Source organism: Algoriphagus sp. AGSA1 (assembly GCF_021390545.1).
Lineage (GTDB): Bacteria > Bacteroidota > Bacteroidia > Cytophagales > Cyclobacteriaceae > Algoriphagus.
In genome coordinates this window covers 130,929-152,687 of sequence record NZ_JAJUWR010000009.1, presented here as the reverse complement: position 1 = coordinate 152,687, position 21,759 = coordinate 130,929, and the positions used below count along the sequence as shown (strand labels likewise).

General features: G+C 42.8%; 21 protein-coding genes. 11 read left to right on the top strand and 10 right to left on the bottom strand.

All coding sequences use genetic code 11. The features are described 5' to 3' along the window. Window positions 1-144: 144 nt before the first annotated feature. Both LZF95_RS08990 and LZF95_RS08985 read left to right on the top strand, forming a co-directional pair. On the top strand, window positions 145-2,292 hold the full coding sequence (locus LZF95_RS08990) for an alpha-amylase family protein (RefSeq protein WP_233754649.1): 2,148 nt from the start codon (window positions 145-147) through the stop codon (window positions 2,290-2,292). Window positions 2,293-2,364: 72 nt separating this feature from the next. After that, window positions 2,365-3,018 (top strand): DUF2490 domain-containing protein, encoded by a 654-nt coding sequence (locus LZF95_RS08985; RefSeq protein ID WP_233754648.1) that lies wholly within the window; start codon window positions 2,365-2,367, stop codon window positions 3,016-3,018. Window positions 3,019-3,144: 126 nt separating this feature from the next. On the opposite strand, the gene LZF95_RS08980 is transcribed toward LZF95_RS08985, so the two are convergent. Further along, window positions 3,145-4,026, bottom strand: coding sequence for an SDR family oxidoreductase (locus tag LZF95_RS08980; protein ID WP_233754647.1), 882 nt, complete (start codon window positions 4,024-4,026; stop codon window positions 3,145-3,147). A gap of 155 nt (window positions 4,027-4,181) precedes the next feature. Here LZF95_RS08980 and LZF95_RS08975 point away from each other — a divergent pair, with 155 nt between their 5' ends. Further along, entirely contained in the window at window positions 4,182-4,547 is a 366-nt protein-coding gene (locus LZF95_RS08975; RefSeq protein ID WP_233754646.1) for a helix-turn-helix domain-containing protein, read from the top strand. 173 nt (window positions 4,548-4,720) lie between these two features. Here LZF95_RS08975 and LZF95_RS08970 read toward each other — a convergent pair whose 3' ends face one another. Beyond that, on the bottom strand, window positions 4,721-5,458 hold the full coding sequence (locus tag LZF95_RS08970) for a phytanoyl-CoA dioxygenase family protein (protein WP_233754645.1): 738 nt from the start codon (window positions 5,456-5,458) through the stop codon (window positions 4,721-4,723). 83 nt (window positions 5,459-5,541) lie between these two features. Beyond that, window positions 5,542-5,991 (bottom strand): KTSC domain-containing protein, encoded by a 450-nt coding sequence (locus LZF95_RS08965; RefSeq protein WP_233754644.1) that lies wholly within the window; start codon window positions 5,989-5,991, stop codon window positions 5,542-5,544. Between the two features lie 346 nt (window positions 5,992-6,337). On the opposite strand from LZF95_RS08965, the gene LZF95_RS08960 reads away from it, so the two are divergent. The 4 genes from LZF95_RS08960 to LZF95_RS08945 all read left to right on the top strand — a co-directional run bounded on the left by LZF95_RS08960 (window position 6,338) and on the right by LZF95_RS08945 (window position 9,353). Beyond that, window positions 6,338-7,393, top strand: a complete 1,056-nt coding sequence (locus LZF95_RS08960; RefSeq protein WP_233754643.1) for a linear amide C-N hydrolase — start codon at window positions 6,338-6,340, stop codon at window positions 7,391-7,393. Between the two features lie 178 nt (window positions 7,394-7,571). Then, window positions 7,572-7,907 carry a hypothetical protein gene (locus LZF95_RS08955; protein ID WP_233754642.1) on the top strand — a complete coding sequence of 112 codons (336 nt, stop codon included), beginning with the start codon at window positions 7,572-7,574 and terminating at the stop codon, window positions 7,905-7,907. A 201-nt stretch (window positions 7,908-8,108) separates the two neighbouring features. Then, a complete protein-coding gene (locus tag LZF95_RS08950; protein ID WP_233754641.1) occupies window positions 8,109-8,960 on the top strand; it encodes an HAEPLYID family protein in 852 nt (283 codons plus the stop codon). A gap of 69 nt (window positions 8,961-9,029) precedes the next feature. Beyond that, window positions 9,030-9,353, top strand: a complete 324-nt coding sequence (locus LZF95_RS08945; protein WP_233754640.1) for a hypothetical protein — start codon at window positions 9,030-9,032, stop codon at window positions 9,351-9,353. Here LZF95_RS08945 and LZF95_RS08940 read toward each other — a convergent pair whose 3' ends face one another. Beyond that, window positions 9,354-9,581 carry a hypothetical protein gene (locus tag LZF95_RS08940; protein WP_233754639.1) on the bottom strand — a complete coding sequence of 76 codons (228 nt, stop codon included), beginning with the start codon at window positions 9,579-9,581 and terminating at the stop codon, window positions 9,354-9,356. Between the two features lie 352 nt (window positions 9,582-9,933). Between LZF95_RS08940 and LZF95_RS08935 the strand changes: the two genes are divergently transcribed. Then, entirely contained in the window at window positions 9,934-10,329 is a 396-nt protein-coding gene (locus LZF95_RS08935) for a DUF1398 domain-containing protein (protein WP_233754638.1), read from the top strand. A 168-nt stretch (window positions 10,330-10,497) separates the two neighbouring features. Here the strand turns inward: LZF95_RS08935 and LZF95_RS08930 are convergent, their stop codons facing one another. Both LZF95_RS08930 and LZF95_RS08925 read right to left on the bottom strand, forming a co-directional pair. Beyond that, the gene (locus LZF95_RS08930; RefSeq protein ID WP_233754637.1) at window positions 10,498-10,836 is read right to left on the bottom strand and encodes a hypothetical protein; all 339 of its coding nucleotides are present in this window, start codon (window positions 10,834-10,836) and stop codon (window positions 10,498-10,500) included. Between the two features lie 195 nt (window positions 10,837-11,031). Next, the gene (locus LZF95_RS08925; RefSeq protein ID WP_233754636.1) at window positions 11,032-12,198 is read right to left on the bottom strand and encodes a dicarboxylate/amino acid:cation symporter; all 1,167 of its coding nucleotides are present in this window, start codon (window positions 12,196-12,198) and stop codon (window positions 11,032-11,034) included. A 110-nt stretch (window positions 12,199-12,308) separates the two neighbouring features. Here LZF95_RS08925 and LZF95_RS08920 point away from each other — a divergent pair, with 110 nt between their 5' ends. Beyond that, window positions 12,309-12,860, top strand: coding sequence for a cysteine hydrolase family protein (locus LZF95_RS08920; RefSeq protein WP_233754635.1), 552 nt, complete (start codon window positions 12,309-12,311; stop codon window positions 12,858-12,860). Between the two features lie 385 nt (window positions 12,861-13,245). On the opposite strand, the gene pgi is transcribed toward LZF95_RS08920, so the two are convergent. Further along, window positions 13,246-14,889 carry a glucose-6-phosphate isomerase gene (gene pgi / locus LZF95_RS08915; protein ID WP_233754634.1) on the bottom strand — a complete coding sequence of 548 codons (1,644 nt, stop codon included), beginning with the start codon at window positions 14,887-14,889 and terminating at the stop codon, window positions 13,246-13,248. 252 nt (window positions 14,890-15,141) lie between these two features. On the opposite strand from pgi, the gene LZF95_RS08910 reads away from it, so the two are divergent. Beyond that, window positions 15,142-15,909 (top strand): TonB family protein, encoded by a 768-nt coding sequence (locus LZF95_RS08910; RefSeq protein WP_233754633.1) that lies wholly within the window; start codon window positions 15,142-15,144, stop codon window positions 15,907-15,909. 120 nt (window positions 15,910-16,029) lie between these two features. On the opposite strand, the gene acnA is transcribed toward LZF95_RS08910, so the two are convergent. Further along, the gene (gene acnA / locus LZF95_RS08905; RefSeq protein ID WP_233754632.1) at window positions 16,030-18,807 is read right to left on the bottom strand and encodes an aconitate hydratase AcnA; all 2,778 of its coding nucleotides are present in this window, start codon (window positions 18,805-18,807) and stop codon (window positions 16,030-16,032) included. A 154-nt stretch (window positions 18,808-18,961) separates the two neighbouring features. On the opposite strand from acnA, the gene LZF95_RS08900 reads away from it, so the two are divergent. After that, on the top strand, window positions 18,962-20,020 hold the full coding sequence (locus tag LZF95_RS08900) for an endonuclease/exonuclease/phosphatase family protein (RefSeq protein WP_233754631.1): 1,059 nt from the start codon (window positions 18,962-18,964) through the stop codon (window positions 20,018-20,020). 10 nt (window positions 20,021-20,030) lie between these two features. Here LZF95_RS08900 and LZF95_RS08895 read toward each other — a convergent pair whose 3' ends face one another. After that, entirely contained in the window at window positions 20,031-21,008 is a 978-nt protein-coding gene (locus LZF95_RS08895) for an MlaD family protein (protein ID WP_233754630.1), read from the bottom strand. Then, window positions 21,005-21,757, bottom strand: a complete 753-nt coding sequence (locus LZF95_RS08890) for an ABC transporter ATP-binding protein (RefSeq protein ID WP_233754629.1) — start codon at window positions 21,755-21,757, stop codon at window positions 21,005-21,007. Before LZF95_RS08890 ends, LZF95_RS08895 begins: the two co-directional genes overlap by 4 nt. Window positions 21,758-21,759 lie beyond the last annotated feature (2 nt).

Sequence of the window (21,759 nt, the reverse complement as noted above, 5' to 3'; positions counted from 1 at the left end):
TCTATCTTATCCGCTTCGTCAAAAATTTCATGGGTCACTTGTCCAACCTCTTATTTTGAAAAAACATAAAAGACCCCACCGAAACGGTAGATTTAATCCTCGGCATAGTATATTGGTTCATCAACCCTATAACTAACCTATTGAATGAAACGGATTCCTTTTTTCCCGATGCGACAAGTCTGCAAAAACTTGTTTTACGGAGTGGTTTTTCTACTGATTCCATTTAGCACCCTAGCCCAATCCTCTTCCTGGCCTGATAGTATCCCTTGGTGGAAAGCAAATAACCTACGGGTGATCCAAACCAACCTGCCTGCATATGAGGCTGAAACCCTTGATGCAGATTCCCTGATCGCTGATCTTAAAAGCCTCTCTGCAAATACATTGATTATCAATGCGGGGGGAATTATGGCTTTCTACCCTACCCAACTGGAATATCAGTACACCAATCCCTACATGAAGGAGGACATGCTGGGCGATGTCATCTCCAAATGCCATGAAAATGGAATTAAAGTAATCGTAAGATTCGATTTCAGCAGGGCGCATAAAAGTATTTTTGATAAGCAACCTGATTGGTTTTACCTCTCTCCCGAGGGGCAACGGATCGTGAATGACGATATGTATGTGATCTCGATCAATGCGCCTTATGAACAAGAGCAGCTGTTCAATATCATAGAAGAAGTGATTGATGGTTACCCTATCGATGGTATTTTTATCAATATGCCGGGATACGCCACCAAAAATGCCTATACCGGGGAATATCATGGGATTGATCAGAACCCCTACGATAGGAAACGCTTTTCGGAATACAGTGACGGGATGAAACTTCCTGTGACAGAAGACTACAGTGATCCGGTTTTTATAAAATATCAGGAATTCAAGCAATACACCTCTGACGACCTGATGCGCCGCGTCCATGAGCTGGTCAAATCCAAAAACGAGCAGATCGCCATCTGTACCTACTCTGAGAAATATGTGGATATCATCCGACATGAGTCTCAGACCAATTCCCTGCCTTACTGGCCATACAATGCCTCGGACAATGTGAACAACACCGCTCATTCCTATCCAGATCACATTGTCAGCAATGCCAGTATCCAGCAGATTTCCTTTCAGTCCCGATACAATGCAGTAGAGCTAGAGGAGGTGGCTATACGGTTGTACGAAAATATCGCCAATGGCTCAGGATTGGACATGAGCATTATGGGGGATTTTCGCGATTATGAGGATGAGCGGAATTTTGACATCTATAGGAAGGTGTATGCATTACATAAGAAGTATGAGCCCTACTTTGGAAACTACATTTCGCCAGCTAAAGTAGCTGTAATAGCTCCAGGATCATGGCCGTCGGGTGATGCCGCACAGGAATATCGAGGTATTCAACTCATGCTCAAGGAATCCCATACCCAGTTTGATATCGTGGAGAAAAGCCAGATTGCGCATCTGGAGGACAAGCTCAAAACCTATAAACTGCTGATCCTGCCCGAAATCACAAATTTAGATGCAGAATCCTTGGAAGCACTTATCCGGATCAATGAATCAGGCACCAATCTGATAGCCACCAACCGGTCTTTGTCAGCCCATCCGGAAGCGTTGGAAAGTTTGTTTGGAGCCAAAATCAAGCAACTAGATCATGAGGGCAGTGGCTATTATCTCAATCCCGCCGACAAAAAACTCTTCACGAGATTTGAGCAACAAGAACTGCTTTTCTGGAAATTCAATATGGGATTATATGACTTTGAAACCGCAGATGAGCACAGACTGCCTATCTATACTCCTGGAAGACCTGGTCCACCGGAGAAAATCGGCGGCCACGAGCCATCAGGCTATTATGCGGTTGGTATAAAAAAACACGCCCAAAGCAGTGCTGTTCTCCTTCCGATCAATCTGGGAAAACTGTATTACCTACATGGTTATGAACAGCATAAGAATATTCTCTTGGATTTGATTGACTATACCTATCCGGAGGTGAATGACTTGATCGTCACCGACGTGCATCCGCGTGTAGAAGCCATACTACAAGAGTATGCCCGGAATATCCCAGAAAATTATGCTAAAGAAGCCATGGAGGGGATGATCCTTCATTTGGTCAATCTCACAGGTTTCAGTGGCAATACATATTTCAGCCCATTACCCATTCAGGAGAGCAGATTTAAAGTTAAAACCAAGTTTGAGCCCAGAAGGATATGGAGTATGATCGAGGGCAATGAAATCATCTTTGATTACGAAGATGGATATGCGACATTCGAGGTGGAAAAACTGGGAGAATACGAGGGGATTGTGATTGAACGTTAACCAGGAAAACATCTATCTAAAAAAATAAGCGAAAAGTATAGACCTAGTGCTGAGCTAGTCAATTTGGAAAACATGAAAAAAATTCTATTCGCAATACTTTTCGTTCCATTATCACTTCTGGCCCAAAATACCGAAACAGGTAACTGGCTGATCTATTTTGGTGACAAAAAAATCAATTCCAAGTTTAACTGGCATCATGAAGTTCAGTATCGTAGCTATAATTTTATAGGCGATACAGAGCAACTTCTTTTGAGGACTGGAATAGGATATAATCTCTCAGAAAACAACAATAACATCTTGCTAGGATATGCTTTCATCTACACCGAACCCTATATTGGGGGTACAGACATAAAAACCGAGTTTAACGAAAACCGTATCTATCAGCAATTTATTACCAGACAAACCTTTGGTCGCTTTGCTTTGCAACATCGCTATAGATTCGAACAGCGCTTTTTTGGAGATGACTTTAGACTGAGGCTACGGTACTTTATGGGGCTGAATGTGGCTTTGAACAAAAATCAGCTAACAGACCAAACGCTGTATTTATCCGCCTATAACGAAATCTTCATGAACACCGAAAAAACCTACTTCGACAGAAACAGGCTTTATGGAGGGATTGGCTACAGGTTTTCACAAAAAGCCAGAACAGAAATGGGCATGATGAATCAATCCACCAATAATTCTTCCCGAAATCAACTGAATATCATCACATTCCTGAATTTTTAAATCCAAGCAACTTCTAGATCAACAAACAACCTGAACCATAGAAAACTGAAGTTACCCTGTTTATTTAAATGAGAGGCCACCTCAACTTTTCGAGGTAGCCTCTGTTTTTTAAATTTTCCTTACATACTATTTAATCCCTCCATAAGTCTGGGTCAGATATTCTTTCAAAGAAACGGGTTTTTTGCCCAGTAAAGTCTCCAGGTCTGAGTTCACACTTTCAAATTCACCTTGCTTGATCGCTTCGGCAAAACTGGAGAACATTCCTATATACTCCGCAGGCACTCCTGCGTTTGTAAGTGTTTCACGATAATCTTCCTTGCTTGGACTTACATAGGAAACTTTATTCCCTGTCCATGCTGAAAGTTCATCGGCAACTGATTGGAAGGTGTAGCTCTCTATGTTATTCATTGCATATTCCTTGTTTTCATGGCCTGTTTCCATCAGCACATTAGCAGTTGCTTCAGCAAGATTTTCACGGGCCGCAAACGCAACTTTTCCCTGTCCCGCAGGAAAGTATATACCCGTTTCCAAAACCTGCTGTCCGACAAAAAGTGGAATGACGTCCAAGTATAGGTTATTCCTGAATATAGTATAGTTCAACCCACTCTCTTTAAGTGCCTTTTCGGTTTCTATATGAGATTGGGCTAGAAGAGCCATAGGCGAATCATCACTTTCATTTTTTCGCTCAAAACTGGTATATAACACATGCTTTACACCTGCTTCTTTTGCCGCATTGATTACATTTCTATGCTGAGAAGCACGATTGCTGATGTCAGTTCCCGAAATCAATAGAAGTTTATCTACTCCTTGAAATGCGGTGACCAAACTTTGGTAGTCAGCATAATCGCCGACCTTTATGTTGATCCCCTTATCGCTGAGATTCTTTGCTTTGGACTCATCCCGTACAAGTCCTGTGATAGAAGATGCCGGAACTCCTTTTTCAATAAGAAAATTAATGGTGGACATGCCGAAATGGCCGGAAGCACCTGTTATTAGGATTTTGCTCATGTTTAAAGTATTAAGGTCGTAAAGTAGATTACCAAAAGATTTTAAGTTACTTTTAGTAACTCAAATGTATTAGGGAGTTCGCTATTTCACAAGAAGGCACTGCTAAGTAAGCTAGTTACCTGCAGGTTATTATTATTGAAAATCAAGCATATACCATGGGAAAAATATTAGAATATTATCGAAGTTCAGAAAACTGCCCTATTCGTACAGTACTAGACCGCATTGGGGACAAATGGTCGATTCTGGTAATCCTGATCCTAGGAGAAGAAGAAACCATGAGGTTCAATGAGCTTCAAAAATCGATGGGGGATATTTCCCAGAAGATGCTGACGGTTACCTTGAGAAAACTTGAATCCGATGGATTGGTACATCGTACGATTTTTCCGGAAATACCTCCCAAGGTAGAATACAAGCTAACGGAAAGAGGAAAATCACTTCTACCTCATATCCATAGTCTCTCTGACTGGGCAGCCGATAACATAGAGGGAATAAAACAATCCAGAGAGCACCCTGGACATTAAAGTATTCCTGGACGCCTCCATATTGCATTAAAGAATTGGAAAATGTGAAGAGCGGATGAACAACAGGAAGAAATAAAGAATGGAACGGACATATCCTCAGGCTATTCCAGCAGGATCAGAACTTTCACTACTGCCCATTCTTCTCCTTCCTTTAATACAAAGGAATTACCTTCTCAAACATCCAAAATCTCTCGTCCCTTTTGCCCAATCCTCTGGAAGGTTTCTTCAGTGATGTACTTTTTTTGGTCAATCTGTTGAGGTTGCGCACTTGTACAGAAATAACTATGGATACTCCTCCGCACCTGTTGCGTTTGATTGGTTGTACCTCCATGCCATACGTGTGAGTTGAAGATAAAAACCGAACCTGCTGGGGCTATGATCCTTGTTTCTTCGGGATGCCTGTCAAAAGGATCTGCCATCACTTCATCAGGCAAGCTACTCCATTTGTGGGATTTGGGTACGATTCGGGTGGCCCCATTATGGGGTGTGAAATCATCCAAAAGCCAAATACTGTTACAAACCTGGTAAGAACCATTTACCACCGTGTTTTTCCAATCCACGTGAAGTTTTTGAAGCCCTTTAGTGGGTTTGGCAGCCCGGTAATTGAGGGAGGATAATTTATAAGCCTGGCCCAATACGGCTTCAATACCCGCCAGCACACGAGGATGAGTGTAAAACACATCGAAAACAGCCCCTTTGTTGACCAAGTCAGCCAGACGGTCTGCCCCTTCTTCTTTTGGGTGGCGGATGTATTTTGACTCTGAAAGTTCTGCCCCTGCTTGTTCTCCTTCCAACTGCAGCAATTCGTCAATTCGGTCATTGACTTGTAAGATTTGATCTTTGCTTAATAGTTGGCCTAAATCAAGATAACCATGTGTGTCCAAAAATTCGATTTCCTGTGTTGAGAGCATTTTCGGGAGATTTCATGTATAGGTGAAAATTTACAAAAAATCCTAGATCTTACTTCTAGTCCCAGGTAAAAGGTTGAAAACTCTTACTCCACCTCCGTGCTCTTCTTTGTCTTTCTATGGATATAATTGGGATAAATGGCCCGCTTGGCAAAACGGTTGATCTTATCACTGTTGATCATTTTCTGAAAGATAGTCGAAGTCACACCAAAGTACTCGTAAGTAGATCCATCCACAAAGGTGATTTCCAAAACCATGCCCTTGTGATGATAATCGACAATGCCAGCACCATTGATTGTCTCAGTGTAGGCCGCCCGGTTTGCCTCATGAGTCTCCGGTGCTATGCTTACCAAAAAATGATAGCCGTCGATAATCCTCCGGCTTTGCAGTTCAGCCTCTACTTTCAAAGCATCCCCATCCTGAAATTTGTCGGGATGCCACTCCTTCACCAGATTTCGGTAGGTCTTTTTGAGCGTGGCCAGATCGATTTCTTTTCCCACTCCGAAAAGTTTCTTGTATTCGTTGATGCGCTTCATGTAGTGTTTTATTTGCGGGTGCAAAAGTAGATCTTTATTTCACGGTAATCACTATATAGACTAAATGTCTCCTATAGCTATCCGTATTGGTATTGCTTATGATAAAATATCAGGCCTTGATGGCAAAAAGCTTTCCTCTCCGAACCAAATTCATTACTACCATTGTGGTTCGCAGTTAATTCCCAGAATGAATCTGTTAATTAAGACAACTAAAACACGTATCTAATCAGCTACTTACAGGGATTTTTACTATATTATCCACTCTTACATAGTTGTAGAATATGATTCAGTAATTCGATGATAAATCATCAATAAATTTTTACATCACATCTTTATTCAACTTCCCATGAAAAATCGTATCCACTTATTTTTACCGCTATTCTTGCTGTTTTCTTTGCTGGTTATCGAGAATAGTCCAGCCTGTACCAGAGTGGTATATCAGGGACCCAATGGGACAATAGTCACTGCACGGTCCATGGATTGGAAAGACGACATCCCTGCCAATCTTTGGATCTTCCCTAGAGGAATGGATAGAACCGGTGAGGTGGGCGCTTCCTCCGTAAAATGGAAATCCCGCTATGGAAGTGTGGTGACCAGCTCCTGGGACATCGCTTCTGCCGACGGCATGAATGAAATGGGACTTGTAGGCAATTTATTATGGTTGGTAGAGTCTGAATATCCTGATTTTCAAAAAGACACAGATCAGCCGGGACTGGCTATTTCACTATGGCTCCAATATGTACTGGATAATTTTTCAACAGTACAGGAAGCTGTAGAAGCATTGGGCAAGGAGGAATTTGTGGTGGTCTCCTCATTCATTCCGGGCACCGATAAATTTACCACCGTACATCTTTCCATTTCAGACAAAATAGGAAACAATGCAATCTTTGAATACATAGGTGGAAAACTGGTAATCCACCAGGACATGTCTTATGTGGCTATGACCAATTCGCCTGTCTTTGAAGAACAATTGGCAATCAACTCGTACTGGAAAGGTATTCCCGGCACCATAATGCTTCCAGGTACCAACCGGGCTGCCGACCGCTTTGTACGTGCGTCCTATTATATAGATGCCATTCCCAAAACAGATGATATGAAAGTGGTGATTCCCAGCGTCTTCAGTGTAATCCGAAATTGTTCAGTTCCATTCGGGATTTCATCTGCCTCAGAACCCAATATTTCATCTACCCGATGGAGAACAGTGTCCGATCAAAAAAACCTTGTTTACTACTTTGACAATGTACTAAACCCCAATGTAGTCTGGGTAGAATTCAGCAAAATTGATTTCAGCGAAAACGCCCAAGTCCGTAAGTTGGCTCTGGATAATAACGAGAATTATTCCGGGGAGTCATCTCAAGACTTTCAAACCGCAGCTCCATTTCAGTTTTCAGGGCTGGAATGACAATAACATGCCCTTTCGCTGAAAAAATTTTGGATCAAATACAAGGAAGACTCAATAGATGAATGTCTAGAAGAAAAGTAACCAACCTGAAGTATTTCGCAAAAGGAAAATTCCCTAATATTGCAGCGTGATCGTCCACTTACGAAATAGTGCAATTTTAAAACTCGTATGGGTGCTGATGGGCATCTATATACTGAATATCAGTGCGGACACTCCCGACCCTGAATCCAATCATATAGCGGAGGATCTCAGCATCAATGATCAAGAGAGCATGATCGAAGTCCTCGTAGAAACCATTCTCGGATTCGAGGACACCTTCGAAGAATTCGACGATCCTGATGGGGACGACCAAAACAAGAAAATCTCTCCAAAAACAGACCTCATCCACACTGATGCAGTTGAGCAAAGCAGGCTCTACAACTTTTCAATAAGTTCCAAAATCCAATTCTCCGATCCGAGAATTAAGCTCTCATTTGGATTTTCCGAGCTTGACTCCCCTCCTCCTAACTGCTGATTGTCTTTCCCAAAGGCTTCAACAACCTAGGGACTTTCTACTATCCCTAACAAGCAAAACTTCATTCTGATGAAAGAATTGTTGGAGAAATATGCCTATGAGGACAATTGTGTTTACACACTTCCATTTAGAGAGGCATTTTTCCACGATCACCAGTAGAATTTCTTATTTCTATCATCCCATACAAAAACCAACTAATCCGTGAATCTCAACTATTTACTACTATCCCTATTGCTATTGGTATCCATGAATAATTCTATTGCCCAAATCACCAATGCTGAAAAGGACAGCATCTATATACACCAGATTGAAGAACAAAAAGAACCTGACAAGGTACTACATGCAGAGCCGCTATATATAGACTTGATCAGGGATCTGGGCGCAAGAAAAGGAGAAAAAGAATGGAATGTGGGGCTGGGGCTGACCGACAATCTAAAATTTGATTCTTATGAAGCGCTCGTCGAATACGAATGGGCGCCTATAAACCGTCTGGGCTTGGAAGTAGAATTGCCCCTTACCTTTTATGCACCTATCAACGGAACCGAACGGGACTCGATCCCTTCCAACCAATTAAACAGTCTCAAACTTGCAGCGCAGTGGACATTCTTGGTCAACGCTCCTCTAGCCACCTCTATGGCACTGGGCTATATCAATGAATTTGAATTATCTGACTTCAGGAACTTTGGCAATCCTTTGATCAAAGGGAATGTTTATAATCCCTTCTTGGTGGTCGCCAAACGATGGGGCACCAATTACCATACACTTATCTATACCGGCCCGATGTTTCACCAGGATTTTGTCCAAAAGCAGATGCACATGACCTATGATATCAATACTAGTTTTCACTACATGATCTCCGGTACCAGGAATTTTATCGGTATTGAGGTCAATCAAACGCTACACGATAATAACGTCAAGACAGTGATGCGCCCTCAGATGAGGGTAGCTTTGAGCGAAAGTCTCCTGGTAGGCATAGTAGCTGGTATTCCGGTCCACAAGGGAAATGAACGTCTAAGTTCTTTTGTAAGGTTGATATGGGAGCCTGGGCATTAAACTGTTTTTTTTAACTATTTTTCAAGTAGAAATGTAATCTTTTCAAAGAGAGGAAACGTACTAATAAACGTGAAAAAATATATAATACCTGCCATCGCTTTTCTGATTTTCATTGCTGGACTGGTTTGTATGGTAGTGCCATTCATTCCGCTAGGTTGGCTCCTGATCGCCCTTGCCGCTTTGCTCATGTCACCCTACATTAAATTCATGCGGAGATTTATTGGATGGCTTGCAAAAAAAGACTCTACCGGCATAGTGGAAAAAGCCGGGGAAAAGGCATCCAAGCTATATGAGTGGGCAGGTGATCACAAAAGAGCGGAAAAGCTGGAAACGATTATAGAAAAAAACAGCGAAAACCCGGATGACTCAGAAAAAAACAACTCTGCGAATTAATTAGCGCTTGTTTTTATCCCTTTCCTCGTTATCGACAGTCTCTTCCTGCACATCGTTTTTACGGTCGTTCTCTCTTTCGATCTTATTGTAATCTTCTTTTTTGGGCGGTTTAGCTCCTTCAGGATTACCCGGGGTTTTGCGTGTGGTTCTCTTATCCACATCATCTTTCTTTTTCCCTAAAAGCAACAGAGAATAAATATCTGTCGGTTCATTATTGATTATCAGCATGGTACTATGGTTTAGAAAGTAATACTAAAGCCAACAATCGTTCCACTGGAAGGATTCAGAAAAGAAACTTCCTATATGTCAAAAACGAAGAGCTGCCAATTGCTATCAACCAAATGTATATTCTACACAGGTCAAAATATCCTTAAATCGGGGATATTTTGACTTAGTTTCACGTTCCCGGATTAATAGAAATCACTTCAGGCATCCTTTATGAAGTTATACTACCGTCTGTGAAGGTGTTTTTAAGGCAAGATATCAAAGATTCCTCAATAGGCTTACAAATTGATTATTGCTTCCTGGTATCGCTGCCAGTTAAACACATGTATTATAATCTAATTAACCCAGCAATGAAATGTTAACACTAGATCAGATAGAAACAGCTCAGAATAAAGCCCAAACAGGGGCAGATTTCCCTTCATTCGTCCACGAATTACAATTATTAGGCGTGAAATATTATGAGACCTTTGTCTTTGATGGTCACACCGTATATTTTGATGCGGAAGACCGTGAAGTCACTTCACCTGCCAAGTATGCTCCACTGGAAATAGCCAGTGAAGCTAACATAGATCAATTTAGAATTGAGCTTACCGCACACCAACAAGGCAAATCAGATTATCAAACTTTCTGTCAAGATGCCGCTAGGTACGGTGTTGAAAAATGGATGGTAATCATAGATAAAATGACCTGTACCTATTATGATAAAAACGGAGAGGAAGTTCTGGTAGAATCCATTACAGATCATACCTAAACTCATTTGGTTAGGACATGCCGAAAAACGTCAGTAACAGATCAGGATCAATCATTTTGAAGGATTAATCCGTTTTTCATGCGGACGGTTTTTCAGCAAGCCCTATTTAATGTTTGGGGAGATGATCATCAAATTTTCTCTCTCAAAAACCTAATGTAGATAAGGTTATCAAATATCAAAATCTTCGGATTCCTCTACCGGTACACGCTTGATGAATTCATCGTAGAATTGATTATCCTCATCTGAGTACGTTCCATAGGCGTTCAGCAAAAAGCCTTTTTCCCCTGTTTCGCTGTGAAGCAAGTAGATCACGGCCATATCAGATGGATCTGATTCTCCCTCAAATCTGTATGTTTTTACTATGTTGAGTTGCTCAGGCTGATAAATTCTGTCTGAATCTTCAAAAGATGCCCCAGCCCGTTGGATATTCAACTCTTGACCATATCCCCTGTTGGGAAGCAGGTTCAATACCTGGGAATAGGTGGTCATTGATCTGGATGTGCTCATGGTTTCTATTTTTTGAAAGTTTCTACACTATCCAATACAAGTCCAAGACCAATAAAAAAGAGATGTATAAAACCCTGCAATACATCTTAAAAACCATGAAGTATGAGCTTTTATTTATAGCTCCGGCAGCCAACTACAGCTTAAAATGCGGTAAACTCACCCCTATATGGGAAAAGGCTTACAGACTGGTATTCATTAGGCTGCTTTTGTGATTTTATCCACTACGAGCGCAATAGCTCCATCGCCTGTGACATTACAGGCTGTACCGAAGCTGTCCATGGCAATATAAAGAGCGATCATCAAACCTACCATTTCTTCGCTGAAGCCAAGCATGGACTGCAATATCGCAATGGCAGCCATAATAGCACCTCCGGGCACGCCAGGAGCGGCAACCATCGCTACACCCAACATAAAAATAAATCCAGCAAACATGCCGAAGTCAAAGGGAACTCCTTCCAAAATCATCAACGCCATAGCACAGGCAGTGATTTTCATGATGCTCCCAGACAAGTGGATCGTGGCACAGAGTGGAATCACAAAGCCTGCGATTTTTGGGGAAACGCCGTTCTTCTCAGCCTGCTCCAGCGTCACCGGTATAGTAGCTGCCGAGGACTGAGTGCCCAGTGCTGTAAAGTAAGCAGGCATCATATTCCCCAATAGCCGGAAAGGATTCTTTTTAACGATAGCTCCCGTGATTACATATTGCAACAACAACAGGAAAATATGCATGGCGAAAATCACCCCTATGATATTCAAGAACACAGAAAGGATGGAGTACACCTGGCCACTGAATGCCATATTGGCAAATATCCCAAGAATAAAGAGCGGTAGGAGCGGAATGATTACATTTTCGATCACCTGCATAATGATCGCCTCAAAATCCTTGACCACCTTCTGCAAGGTGGAATTCTCCTGGAAGGAAAGCCCTAAACCAATCACAAAGGCCAAAACCAAAGCCGACATCACATCGATCACCGCCGGAATAGTGATGCTGAAATACGGCAATAAATCCTCTCCGCTCTCCCCTATCTCAGCAGCATCATTTACATGGGATGCCAACAAGGAAGGAAAAATCGTGGAAGAAGTGAAATAGCTCATGAAACCGGAAAAGATGGTAGAACCGTATGCGATAGCTGCTGTAATGAGGAGTAACCTTCCAGCTCCTTTACCCAGATCGGATATTGCCGGCATGATCAAACCCAAAATAATCAGTGGAATAGCAAAGTTGAGGAACTGTCCAAAAAACGCATTGAACGTAGCAAAAATACGATTGACAGACTCCGGCAGGTAAAGACCGAAGAGGATGCCCAAAACAATGGCAATGAATACTTTGAACAGTAGATTGGAGAATATTTGTTTCATTTTTTAGCTATAATTTGGGTTTGAAAGGCAATTGTACGCCTTTCTGGATTTTAAGATTGCTAAGATATAAGGAATGAACTCTAAGAGTTTGATACATTTGAAAAAAGAATATGAAAAACCGGAAAGCACTAGTGGTTATTGACATGCAGAAGGGTTCGTTCACATCAAAAACACCTAGATTTGATACATCAGGGGTTGTACGACGAATTAATGAGCTTGCGACATTATTCCGCCAAACGAAAAATCCTGTGTTTTACATACAGCACGACGGAACGGGCAGTGGCCATTTTGAAAAGAATTCAGAGGATTGGGAGATTTTGGACGAACTAAGAATAGACCCCACTGATGTCAGAATTGATAAATATGCGAATGATGTTTTTCATAAATCTGAATTACATTCAAAACTAATGCAACTGAATGTAGATGAGTTGTTTATAACAGGCTGTGCCACTGATTTCTGCGTAGAATCAACTATTCAATCAGCATTGACGAAGGAGTATCAGATTACAGTTGTGGAAGATGGACATACCACTGGGGATCGGCCAAATCTTAAGGCCGAACAGGTTATTGACCATTACAATTGGGTTTGGAGAAACATGATACCGATAAATGGACAAATCAAGGTGGAGAAAACCGAGTATATAAAAACGATTCTCCGGTAAATTAAATGATCATAAAAGCGTAGGTTTGGCCTGTGTTTCGAGAGGTCTAAATTTTGATTTGAAAACTAGTGGTCTGTGAGGACACAGACCCCGGAAAAGGTGAAATAAATCTCAAATGCGATTCCCATCTCGCTACCAATGATATAAAAAAGGGATTTGGTCGCTCCGCCAAGGCAAGCCCGACTTAACCTCAAACTGCTGTTCTTCGCGCTCCTCTCTGTGGTCTTTGTGCCAATATAGCCTTTTACAAAAAATCCCGACTCTTCTAAGAATCGGGATCATGGATTTTTAAGATAACCGCCCCGGTCTGTGCCCCCACAGACCGGAATTTCGCTAGGGTATTTGGTTTATGCAGACACAAACCACGGTAGTTTGAAGCTTCTGCCTACCTCATTTTTTTATAAGCATTGATCAGTCCATTTGTTGAGCCGTCGTGTGCAGTGATTTCTTCATTGCCCCGCAACTCAGGAAGAATGCCGTTTGCCAAGACTTTGCCTAGCTCCACTCCCCACTGATCAAAGCTGAAAATATCCCAGATCACTCCCTGAACGAAGATTTTGTGTTCATACATCGCAATCAAGGCACCAAGGGTATAAGGTGTGATTTCCTTTACCAGTATGGAGTTGGTCGGTCTGTTACCTTCAAAAACCCGGTGCGGTGCTATTTTCTCAATCTCCTCATCCGACTTGCCGGCAGCTTTCATTTCAGCCTTCACCTCTTCGAGAGACTTTCCTTTCATCAGGGCCTCTGTCTGTGCAAAGAAATTAGACAACAACTTCTGATGATGATCCCCGATAGGATTATGCGATATCGCAGGAGCAATAAAATCACATGGAATGAGGTGTGTGCCCTGATGGATGAGCTGGTAGAACGCATGCTGCCCATTAGTTCCCGGTTCACCCCAGATGATCGGCCCGGTGGTGTAGTTCACTTTTTCCCCGGAACGGCTTACATACTTACCATTGCTTTCCATATTTCCCTGTTGGAAATAGGCCGCGAACCTATGCATGTACTGATCATAAGGCAAAATAGCTTCAGAGCTGGCCCCGAGGAAATTGGTGTTCCAGATGCCAATCATCGCCAGGACTACCGGGATGTTCCGGTCAAACTGTGAACTGCGGAAATGATTATCCATGGCATGTGCTCCTTGCAGTAAGTGATGGAAATTCTCAAAGCCAACCGCACAGGCTATCGGCAAGCCTATCGCAGACCAAAGGGAATATCTTCCCCCTACCCAATCCCAAAATTCAAACATATTATCCGTATCAATCCCGAATTCGGAAACAGCCTTGGCATTGGTAGATAATGCCACAAAGTGTTTGGCAACAGCCGTATCTATTTTGGCATGCTCCAAGAACCAATCCCTGGCAGTATGCGCATTGGTCATGGTTTCCTGTGTGGTAAAAGTTTTGGACGCGATAAAGAACAGCGTAGTCTCCGGATCTACCTTTTTCAACGTCTCTACGATATGGGTTCCATCTACATTGGACACAAAGAAGCATTCAATATCCGGATTCTGATAAGGCTTTAATGCCTCAGTCACCATTACAGGGCCAAGATCCGAACCACCGATACCGATGTTTACGAGAGATTTGATTGGCTTGCCTGTATAGCCAAGCCATTGTTTGTTTTGGATTTTATCCGCAAAAGCCTTCATCTTCTGCAGCACGGCATTTACATCATCCATGATATTCTCCCCGTCCAACTTCACAACATCTCCAGAGGTGTTTCTCAAAGCCGTATGCAGTACAGCACGACCTTCGGTCTGATTGATCGGTTTCCCTGAAAACATAGCTTCAATAGCTTCATGCAGCTTGCACTCGCGAGCTAGGTCATATAGGGCATCCAAAATATCCTGGTTTAGCCTGTTCTTGGAGAAATCGACCAAAATATCCTCAAGAGTGATGCTCAATCGATCAAAACGCTCTCTTTGATCAAATTGCGAAAGAATAGTCATGTCTTTATGCTCATCGGCAAGTTGCTGAAGTCTTGACCAGGCAGGGGTGGTAGTGGGATTAATTGCGTTCATTTCGTGGTTTTAATAGGATAAAGACACAAAAATAAGATTTATCCTGTGGGATAAAAGGCTTTTGTCATAAAGCCATCGCCAGTCAGAAATCAAGCTAGTATTCTGTAGATAATCCGGAACAAAGAGTGAAAAATGGAGTCACTTATTGAAAAGGACAAAAGAATATAGGATCGAATGTTATTTCCTAACGGGAGTTGTACCTACCGTCAAGATATTGTATAATTAAACTTCGATCATAGTCAACATATTATTATGCCGTTCAGAATTAACTATCGCCTTACTTTTCTGTTGCTTTTTGCTCTCCAATCTGCCCCCATACTTTCTAATGCCCAAGAAAAACAAGTCCACAGACTGAATGAACATTTTTACCCTATTGCTGACAAGGACAGTCTAAGTTATGCATATAAAGCCATCGTAGTCAAGCTCACAGACAGTACATCCATAGAGCGGATTTTCAACCTGAATAATCAAATCGTAAAAGTAACCCGGTATGGCAATAACGCACAAGGCAATTTCCCGGAAGAACACATAGAGACTTATGGCACCGATGGAGTACTCATCTCCAAAAAAATCAAGAATCAAAACAACGGCTACTTCCACGCTACTTACTATAGCGAAGGAGAGGCCATGGGAGAGGTACTATATCAAGGCTCCAACAACTACGAAATCCAAGAGGCAGAAAGTGGGGAAATAATACATATGGAACATAATCCATTTGAACCCCAACCTCTCTACGACAAAAAAGGATGGGAAAAAATAATGATAAAGAATTTAAGTTATCCAGTTTCAGCAAGAAGAAGGGGTGAACAAGGCACGGTTATCATTGGCATCTATGTCAATGAATTCGGTGAGCGAACCGCTCCCTTGGTAGTGAATCCTGATAAGGTAAGTGAATCCCTGGCTGAGGAAGCCCTTCGGGTGGTAAATAAATATGAGGGAGAAATCACCCCTGCTACTACACATGAAGGCAATACGGTAGATGCCTGGTTATATATTCCGATACGCTTTATGCTGGATTGAAAAAAGCAAAACCCGCCACTGCTGACGGGTTTTGTATAGTTAAAGGCTAAAGACAGGACAAGCAGTCCCACTCTGGCTGCACCCGGCACCGGCCACCCGACACCTGTCATCCAACTTCCTTTATTCCTTCAAGAAATCCCTCAGCACATAATTCAAAATACCTCCGTGCTTATAATAGGCGATCTCCACCTCAGAATCCAATCGGGATATCACCTCGATTTTCTTCTCCTGAGCTTCTGATTTCACGATTACTTGAAATTTCTGAGAAGGTGTCAGTCCAGATTCAATCCCTATAATGCTGAATTCTTCTTTTCCTGTAAGGCCTAGGCTTTCCGCATTTTCTCCTGGCAGATATTGAAGTGGAAGTACGCCCATCCCCACAAGATTGCTCCTATGGATACGCTCATAGCTTTCTGCGATCACAGCCTTGATCCCGAGTAGGTTGGTGCCTTTGGCCGCCCAGTCACGGGAAGACCCCGATCCATATTCTTTTCCGGCCAGCACTATCAAGGGAACATTTGCTGTCTGATACTTTTGCGAAGCGTCGAAAACAGACATTTCTTCACCTGTTGGAATGTACGTAGTAAATCCTCCCTCCTGCTTACTCAGTTGGTTTTTGATCCGAACATTGGCAAAAGTGCCTCTCACCATCACCTCATCATTCCCTCTTCTGGATCCGTAGGAATTGAAATCAGGCCGCTCTACTCCCCGTCCATTGAGGTATTTTCCTGCCGGAGTATCCGGTCTGAAGGATCCTGCAGGCGAGATATGGTCTGTGGTAATCGAATCGCCTAGTTTCAGTAGAACTCTTCCATTTACGATGTCTTTTGGCTCCGGCACATCCACAGAGATATCCTTGAAAAACGGTGCCTCCTTGATGTACGTGCTATTCACATCCCAAGGATAAATCTGTCCCTCACCGGAATGAAGCTCTTTCCAGATTTCATTTCCTTCGAAGATCTCTCCATAATTTTTCTGATAATCATCCGGGGTAAGGACTTTTCTGGCCACCTCTGCTATCTCTTCATTGGTAGGCCAAATATCTTTCATGTAAACCGGTTCCAGATTAGGGTCATACCCAAGTGGTTCATTGTACAGATCCACATCCACGCGCCCAGCAATAGCATACACCACCACCAGCATGGGTGACATCAGGTAATTCATCTTCACCTGGGGATGCACCCTCGCCTCGAAGTTCCTGTTACCCGAAAGCACCGATGCCACTACCAAGTCATTATCCTCCACAGCTTGTGCAATATGTCGTGGCAATGGTCCGGAATTCCCAATACAAGAGGTACAGCCATACCCTACCGTATGGAATTTCAGTGCCTCCAAGTCTTCCAGTAAATTGGATTTTTCCAAATAGTCCGTTACGACTTTGGATCCCGGGGCCAGGGAAGTTTTCACCCATGGTTTCACATCCAGTCCTCTTTCTCTGGCCTTTTTGGCCACCAAACCCGCTCCCAACATCACAGAAGGATTAGAAGTGTTTGTGCAGGAAGTAATTGCGGCAATAACTATAGAGCCATCATACAGTTCGAATTTCTCATTGTGCAGATTCACTGAAACGGTCTTTAGCCCATTTTTGATACTGGTTTTAATCTCTGTTTCCGCGGGCGCTTTTTCATGGGACTGATCTTCTGTCTGTCCACCTCCTTCTTCTACAAAGCGTGCGACTTCCTCTCTTTTATCAATGGGGATATATTGTCTGCCATGTACAGAGTGAAGCAGTTCTTCAAACTTGGGCTTGAATTCTTTTACAAGGATCTTGTCTTGGGGGCGTTTGGGCCCGGACACTGTTGCTTCTACAGTTCCAAGGTCCAACTCTACCACCGAACTGTAATTGATCAGCTCCTCATCCTTTCTCCATAACATATTTGCTTTGCAATAATCCTCCACTAGTTTTATCTGTTCTGCGGAGCGGTTTGTCTTACCCATATAATCCAGGGTACGGTCATCGATCGGAAAGTAGGTGACGGTACAGCCAAATTCAGGGGACATATTGGAGATTGTCGCCCTGTCCGGCACAGATAGATGATCCAACCCCGGACCATATACCTCTACGAATTTCCCCACTACGCCATGTTTTCTAAGTAATTCAGTAATGGTCAAGACCATATCCGTGGCGGTAGTTCCCGCAGGTAATTTCCCGGTCAGCTTCAATCCTACCACTTCAGGCATAATGAAGTAGATCGGCTGGCCTAGCAATGCCGCTTCCGCCTCTATCCCCCCGACACCCCAGCCTACCACACCTATTCCATTCACCATAGGCGTATGGGAATCAGTACCGACCAGTGTATCAGGAAACACCATCCCATCTCGTCTGATCACCCCTTGGGCAAGGTATTCGAGATTGACCTGATGGCAGATCCCCATCCCGGGAGGTACTACTGAGAAATTGTCAAACGTCTTCTGCGCCCACTTTAGGAATTTATAGCGCTCAGAGTTCCGTTCATATTCCACCTCCACGTTTCTTTGATAGCTGTAATTGGTACCGAAGTAATCCACTTGAACGGAGTGGTCTATCACCAGATCCACGGGAATCAAAGGGTTGATCGCACTAGGGTTTTTACCTTTTCTATAGGCTTCCGAACGCAATGAAGCAATATCCACCACTGCCGGAACGCCGGTAAAATCCTGCATCAACACCCGTGCGGGCTTATAGGGGATATCCTTGTCAGAGGGTTTTGGCGACCAACCAATCAATGTTTCCAAATGCTCCTTGGTTATGGCAAAATCATCAAAATTGCGTAGGGCATTTTCCAATAAAATCCTGATGGAGAAAGGTAAATGCTTTACCGGGTGGCCACTGGATTCAAGTTTTTCTAAACTCCAATAGGTATGTGTACCAGTGGAAGTTGTGAGGGAAGATTTAATTTGGAATGGGTCTTGGCTCATAGTAAATTGAGGCTTTGGTGAAAAAAAGGATTCATGCTAATAACCCGTAAAAGGCATTGGGAATTCCATTAAGGATTTTATGTAGCCCAAAGTCTTGCCACTTATCGACTTATTTGCACATCTTTAAGTTAACATTTAAGAATTCAGAATAGTAATGACCGAGCTACTTTTACGGGTTTTCAGTGCGTTTTTTATTTTCGCCACTTTCTTCCCTCTAGTCAAATTGGATTATTGGTGGGTCAGGGTTTTTGATTATCCCAGACTGCAGAAATTGGTGATCATTCTGATTTTAGGGCTTTTGTGGCTAGCGAACGACGGCGCATCCCAAGCCTCTGAACTTTACATCTGGCTAGGTTTATTGTGCATCTGTGCGATCTACCTGACCAGTAAGGTAATACCATTCACACTATTAGGCAGTAAAATGATAGATACAGTCCCTTTCGATGAAGAGAGAGGAATCCATATCCTGGTAGCAAATGTCTATCAGTACAATGATGCATATCACAAAGCTGTCACCCTGGTAAAAAAGACAGATCCTGATGTGGTTTTTCTAGTGGAAACTGACAAAGCCTGGGAAAAAGGCATGTCCCAAATAGAAGACCGTTTTGATTTTCAAATCAAGATTCCACTGGACAATACTTATGGGTTGCTTTTTTACTCAAAATTAGAAATCCTCAAACAGGAAATAAACTACCTGGTAGATGACGAAATCCCATCTCTCGAACTGGAGATCAAACTCCGAAACGGGGAAATAATTACCATATATGCGATCCATCCAACTCCACCTGTACCGGGTGAAAACACGGAAAGTACGGAAAGAGATGCGGAAATATTGATCGTAGGCAAAAAATCCAAAGAGAATAAACGCCCTACTTTGGTCATTGGGGATCTCAACGACGTAGCCTGGAGCTATACGACCACTTTATTTTTGAAAATCTCAGAGATGGCAGATCCCCGCAGGGGAAGAGGATTATTTAATACTTTCCATGCGAAAGTCCCGCTTTTCAGATGGCCCCTTGACCATATTTTCCTTAGCAAGCATTTTGGTCTAGCCAAACTAAAAATAGAAAATGAGATCGGCTCGGATCATTTCCCTATTTCCATGAAGGCAGTGTTGACACCGCAGAATACTACGGATACCCTGGAAGCAAACGGAGAAGAGAAAAAAGAAGCCCGCGAGAAAATCAGTCGCGGGCTAGTAGCTGAGGATTAAATCAAATCCCTTACTTATTCTCTTTAGCTTCAGCTTTTTGTTTACGCTTGAAGCCTTTGTTGAATGGCCAGGTGTATTCTAATGCCTCCATACCCCTATTCAGATTATAGGTAGCCGAATCGGTATTTTCCAGTGTGCTTTTTAGTGTTTCTGCAAATTCGGGGTCATTGAGAAGCATTCCCATGGAATTGTTAGGATCGTTGAATTTATCGGTGACCTCACTTAACTTCTGGGTCATTTTTTCCGAATTGGCGGCTGCCTGTCTGAAACTTTCCATAGTATGTCTCAGATCGTTTGCCATAGTGGTATCAGTTACCAGGTCGTTGAATAAACTACCCTCCTTATTGAGTTTGGCAGAAAAGCTTTGTAGCTCTGCAATCATCCTGTTACTGTTTATAGAAGCTTTGTTCAAGTTTTCCACGATAGCCTTAAAGTTCACTCCAATCAGAGAATCTGTCAGAGCTGCCCCTACCATGCCTTCTCCTTCTGCCAGTTTGCTGGTGAGATTTTTCAGGTTTCCGGTAATCTCCACCAGGTTTTCATTGTTGGCTTGAAGTGTCTCCATCATCTGGTCTGTGTTCATAGGCATCACTGCCTCTAACCTATCCCCGTCCTGTACAGGGGGGGCCATAGTAGTCCCTCCATAGATCACGATGATTTTATTACCGATGAGCCCGTCGGAACTAATGGTGGCTTTAGAGTCTTTTCTAATGAAATCCACCACTTTTTGCTCTACGTTCATCTCTATTTCCACTTGTGAATCTCCGTAGAAATTGATTTTGCGAACAGTCCCGATTTTCACCCCTGAAAACCAGATATTATTTCCTGCCTGTAATCCTCCGATGTCGTCAAATACGGCTTTAAGCTGGATAGCCTTTACAAACTTTTTCTGCTGACCGCCCAGGGTCAGAATGCCCGCAACAAGGATAGCTATGCCCAAAAAGACAAATATCCCTACTATGACTGATCTTTTATTTTCGCCTCTCATGAGTTGATAAAATTATAATCGTAAAATGATTTTATACGTTGATCTTCCGCATTAGGGAACACTTCCTCAAAAGTCCCTACTGCATCAAATTGTCCATCCAGTAATACCGCCATCCTGTCTCCTGTTACTTTGGCGCAGGTCAAATCGTGCGTGATCACTATAGAAGAAGTATTGTACTCTTCACGAATCTGTACGATCAGGTTATTGATATCCATGCAAGTGATGGGATCAAGTCCTGCTGTAGGCTCATCATAAAGCATAATTTCCGGTTCTAGGATCAGGGTCCGGGCTACCCCGATACGCTTCTTCTGTCCACCGGACAGTTCCGAAGGCATTTGATTGATGGATTGAGGCAGCCCCACACTTTCCAGCAACGCCTCTATCTTCATATCTTTTTCCTTTCTCGACAGGTTTTTAATATTTCTCACCAGTGGAAACTCCATATTTTCCTTCACTGTCATACTATCGTACAAGGCTGAATTCTGGAATGAAAAACCAATCTTCAGACGTAATTCATTGAGTTCTTTTGTGCCTAGGTTAGCCACGTCCTTACCCAATACCTTCACGGTACCTTCGTCTTGCTTTAGCAGCCCAACCATGATTTTGATCAGCACGGACTTACCTGAGCCAGACTTCCCAAGCACCACTAGGTTCTCCCCTTTGTATAGATCCAGATCCACCCCCATGAGCACATCCAAATCTCCAAATGATTTCTCTAACCCGCGTATTTCTACTACTTTTTCTTCCATGT

Coding starts and splice junctions, on each gene's coding strand:
- LZF95_RS08990 (WP_233754649.1), top strand. CDS start 145: ATGAAACGGATTCCTTTTTTCCCGATGCGACAAGTCTGCAAAAACTTG.
- LZF95_RS08985 (WP_233754648.1), top strand. CDS start 2,365: ATGAAAAAAATTCTATTCGCAATACTTTTCGTTCCATTATCACTTCTG.
- LZF95_RS08980 (WP_233754647.1), bottom strand. CDS start 4,026: ATGAGCAAAATCCTAATAACAGGTGCTTCCGGCCATTTCGGCATGTCC.
- LZF95_RS08975 (WP_233754646.1), top strand. CDS start 4,182: ATGGGAAAAATATTAGAATATTATCGAAGTTCAGAAAACTGCCCTATT.
- LZF95_RS08970 (WP_233754645.1), bottom strand. CDS start 5,458: ATGCTCTCAACACAGGAAATCGAATTTTTGGACACACATGGTTATCTT.
- LZF95_RS08965 (WP_233754644.1), bottom strand. CDS start 5,991: ATGAAGCGCATCAACGAATACAAGAAACTTTTCGGAGTGGGAAAAGAA.
- LZF95_RS08960 (WP_233754643.1), top strand. CDS start 6,338: ATGAAAAATCGTATCCACTTATTTTTACCGCTATTCTTGCTGTTTTCT.
- LZF95_RS08955 (WP_233754642.1), top strand. CDS start 7,572: ATGGGCATCTATATACTGAATATCAGTGCGGACACTCCCGACCCTGAA.
- LZF95_RS08940 (WP_233754639.1), bottom strand. CDS start 9,581: ATGCTGATAATCAATAATGAACCGACAGATATTTATTCTCTGTTGCTT.
- LZF95_RS08935 (WP_233754638.1), top strand. CDS start 9,934: ATGTTAACACTAGATCAGATAGAAACAGCTCAGAATAAAGCCCAAACA.
- LZF95_RS08930 (WP_233754637.1), bottom strand. CDS start 10,836: ATGAGCACATCCAGATCAATGACCACCTATTCCCAGGTATTGAACCTG.
- LZF95_RS08925 (WP_233754636.1), bottom strand. CDS start 12,198: ATGAAACAAATATTCTCCAATCTACTGTTCAAAGTATTCATTGCCATT.
- LZF95_RS08920 (WP_233754635.1), top strand. CDS start 12,309: ATGAAAAACCGGAAAGCACTAGTGGTTATTGACATGCAGAAGGGTTCG.
- pgi (WP_233754634.1), bottom strand. CDS start 14,889: ATGAACGCAATTAATCCCACTACCACCCCTGCCTGGTCAAGACTTCAG.
- LZF95_RS08910 (WP_233754633.1), top strand. CDS start 15,142: ATGCCGTTCAGAATTAACTATCGCCTTACTTTTCTGTTGCTTTTTGCT.
- acnA (WP_233754632.1), bottom strand. CDS start 18,807: ATGAGCCAAGACCCATTCCAAATTAAATCTTCCCTCACAACTTCCACT.
- LZF95_RS08900 (WP_233754631.1), top strand. CDS start 18,962: ATGACCGAGCTACTTTTACGGGTTTTCAGTGCGTTTTTTATTTTCGCC.
- LZF95_RS08895 (WP_233754630.1), bottom strand. CDS start 21,008: ATGAGAGGCGAAAATAAAAGATCAGTCATAGTAGGGATATTTGTCTTT.
- LZF95_RS08890 (WP_233754629.1), bottom strand. CDS start 21,757: ATGGAAGAAAAAGTAGTAGAAATACGCGGGTTAGAGAAATCATTTGGA.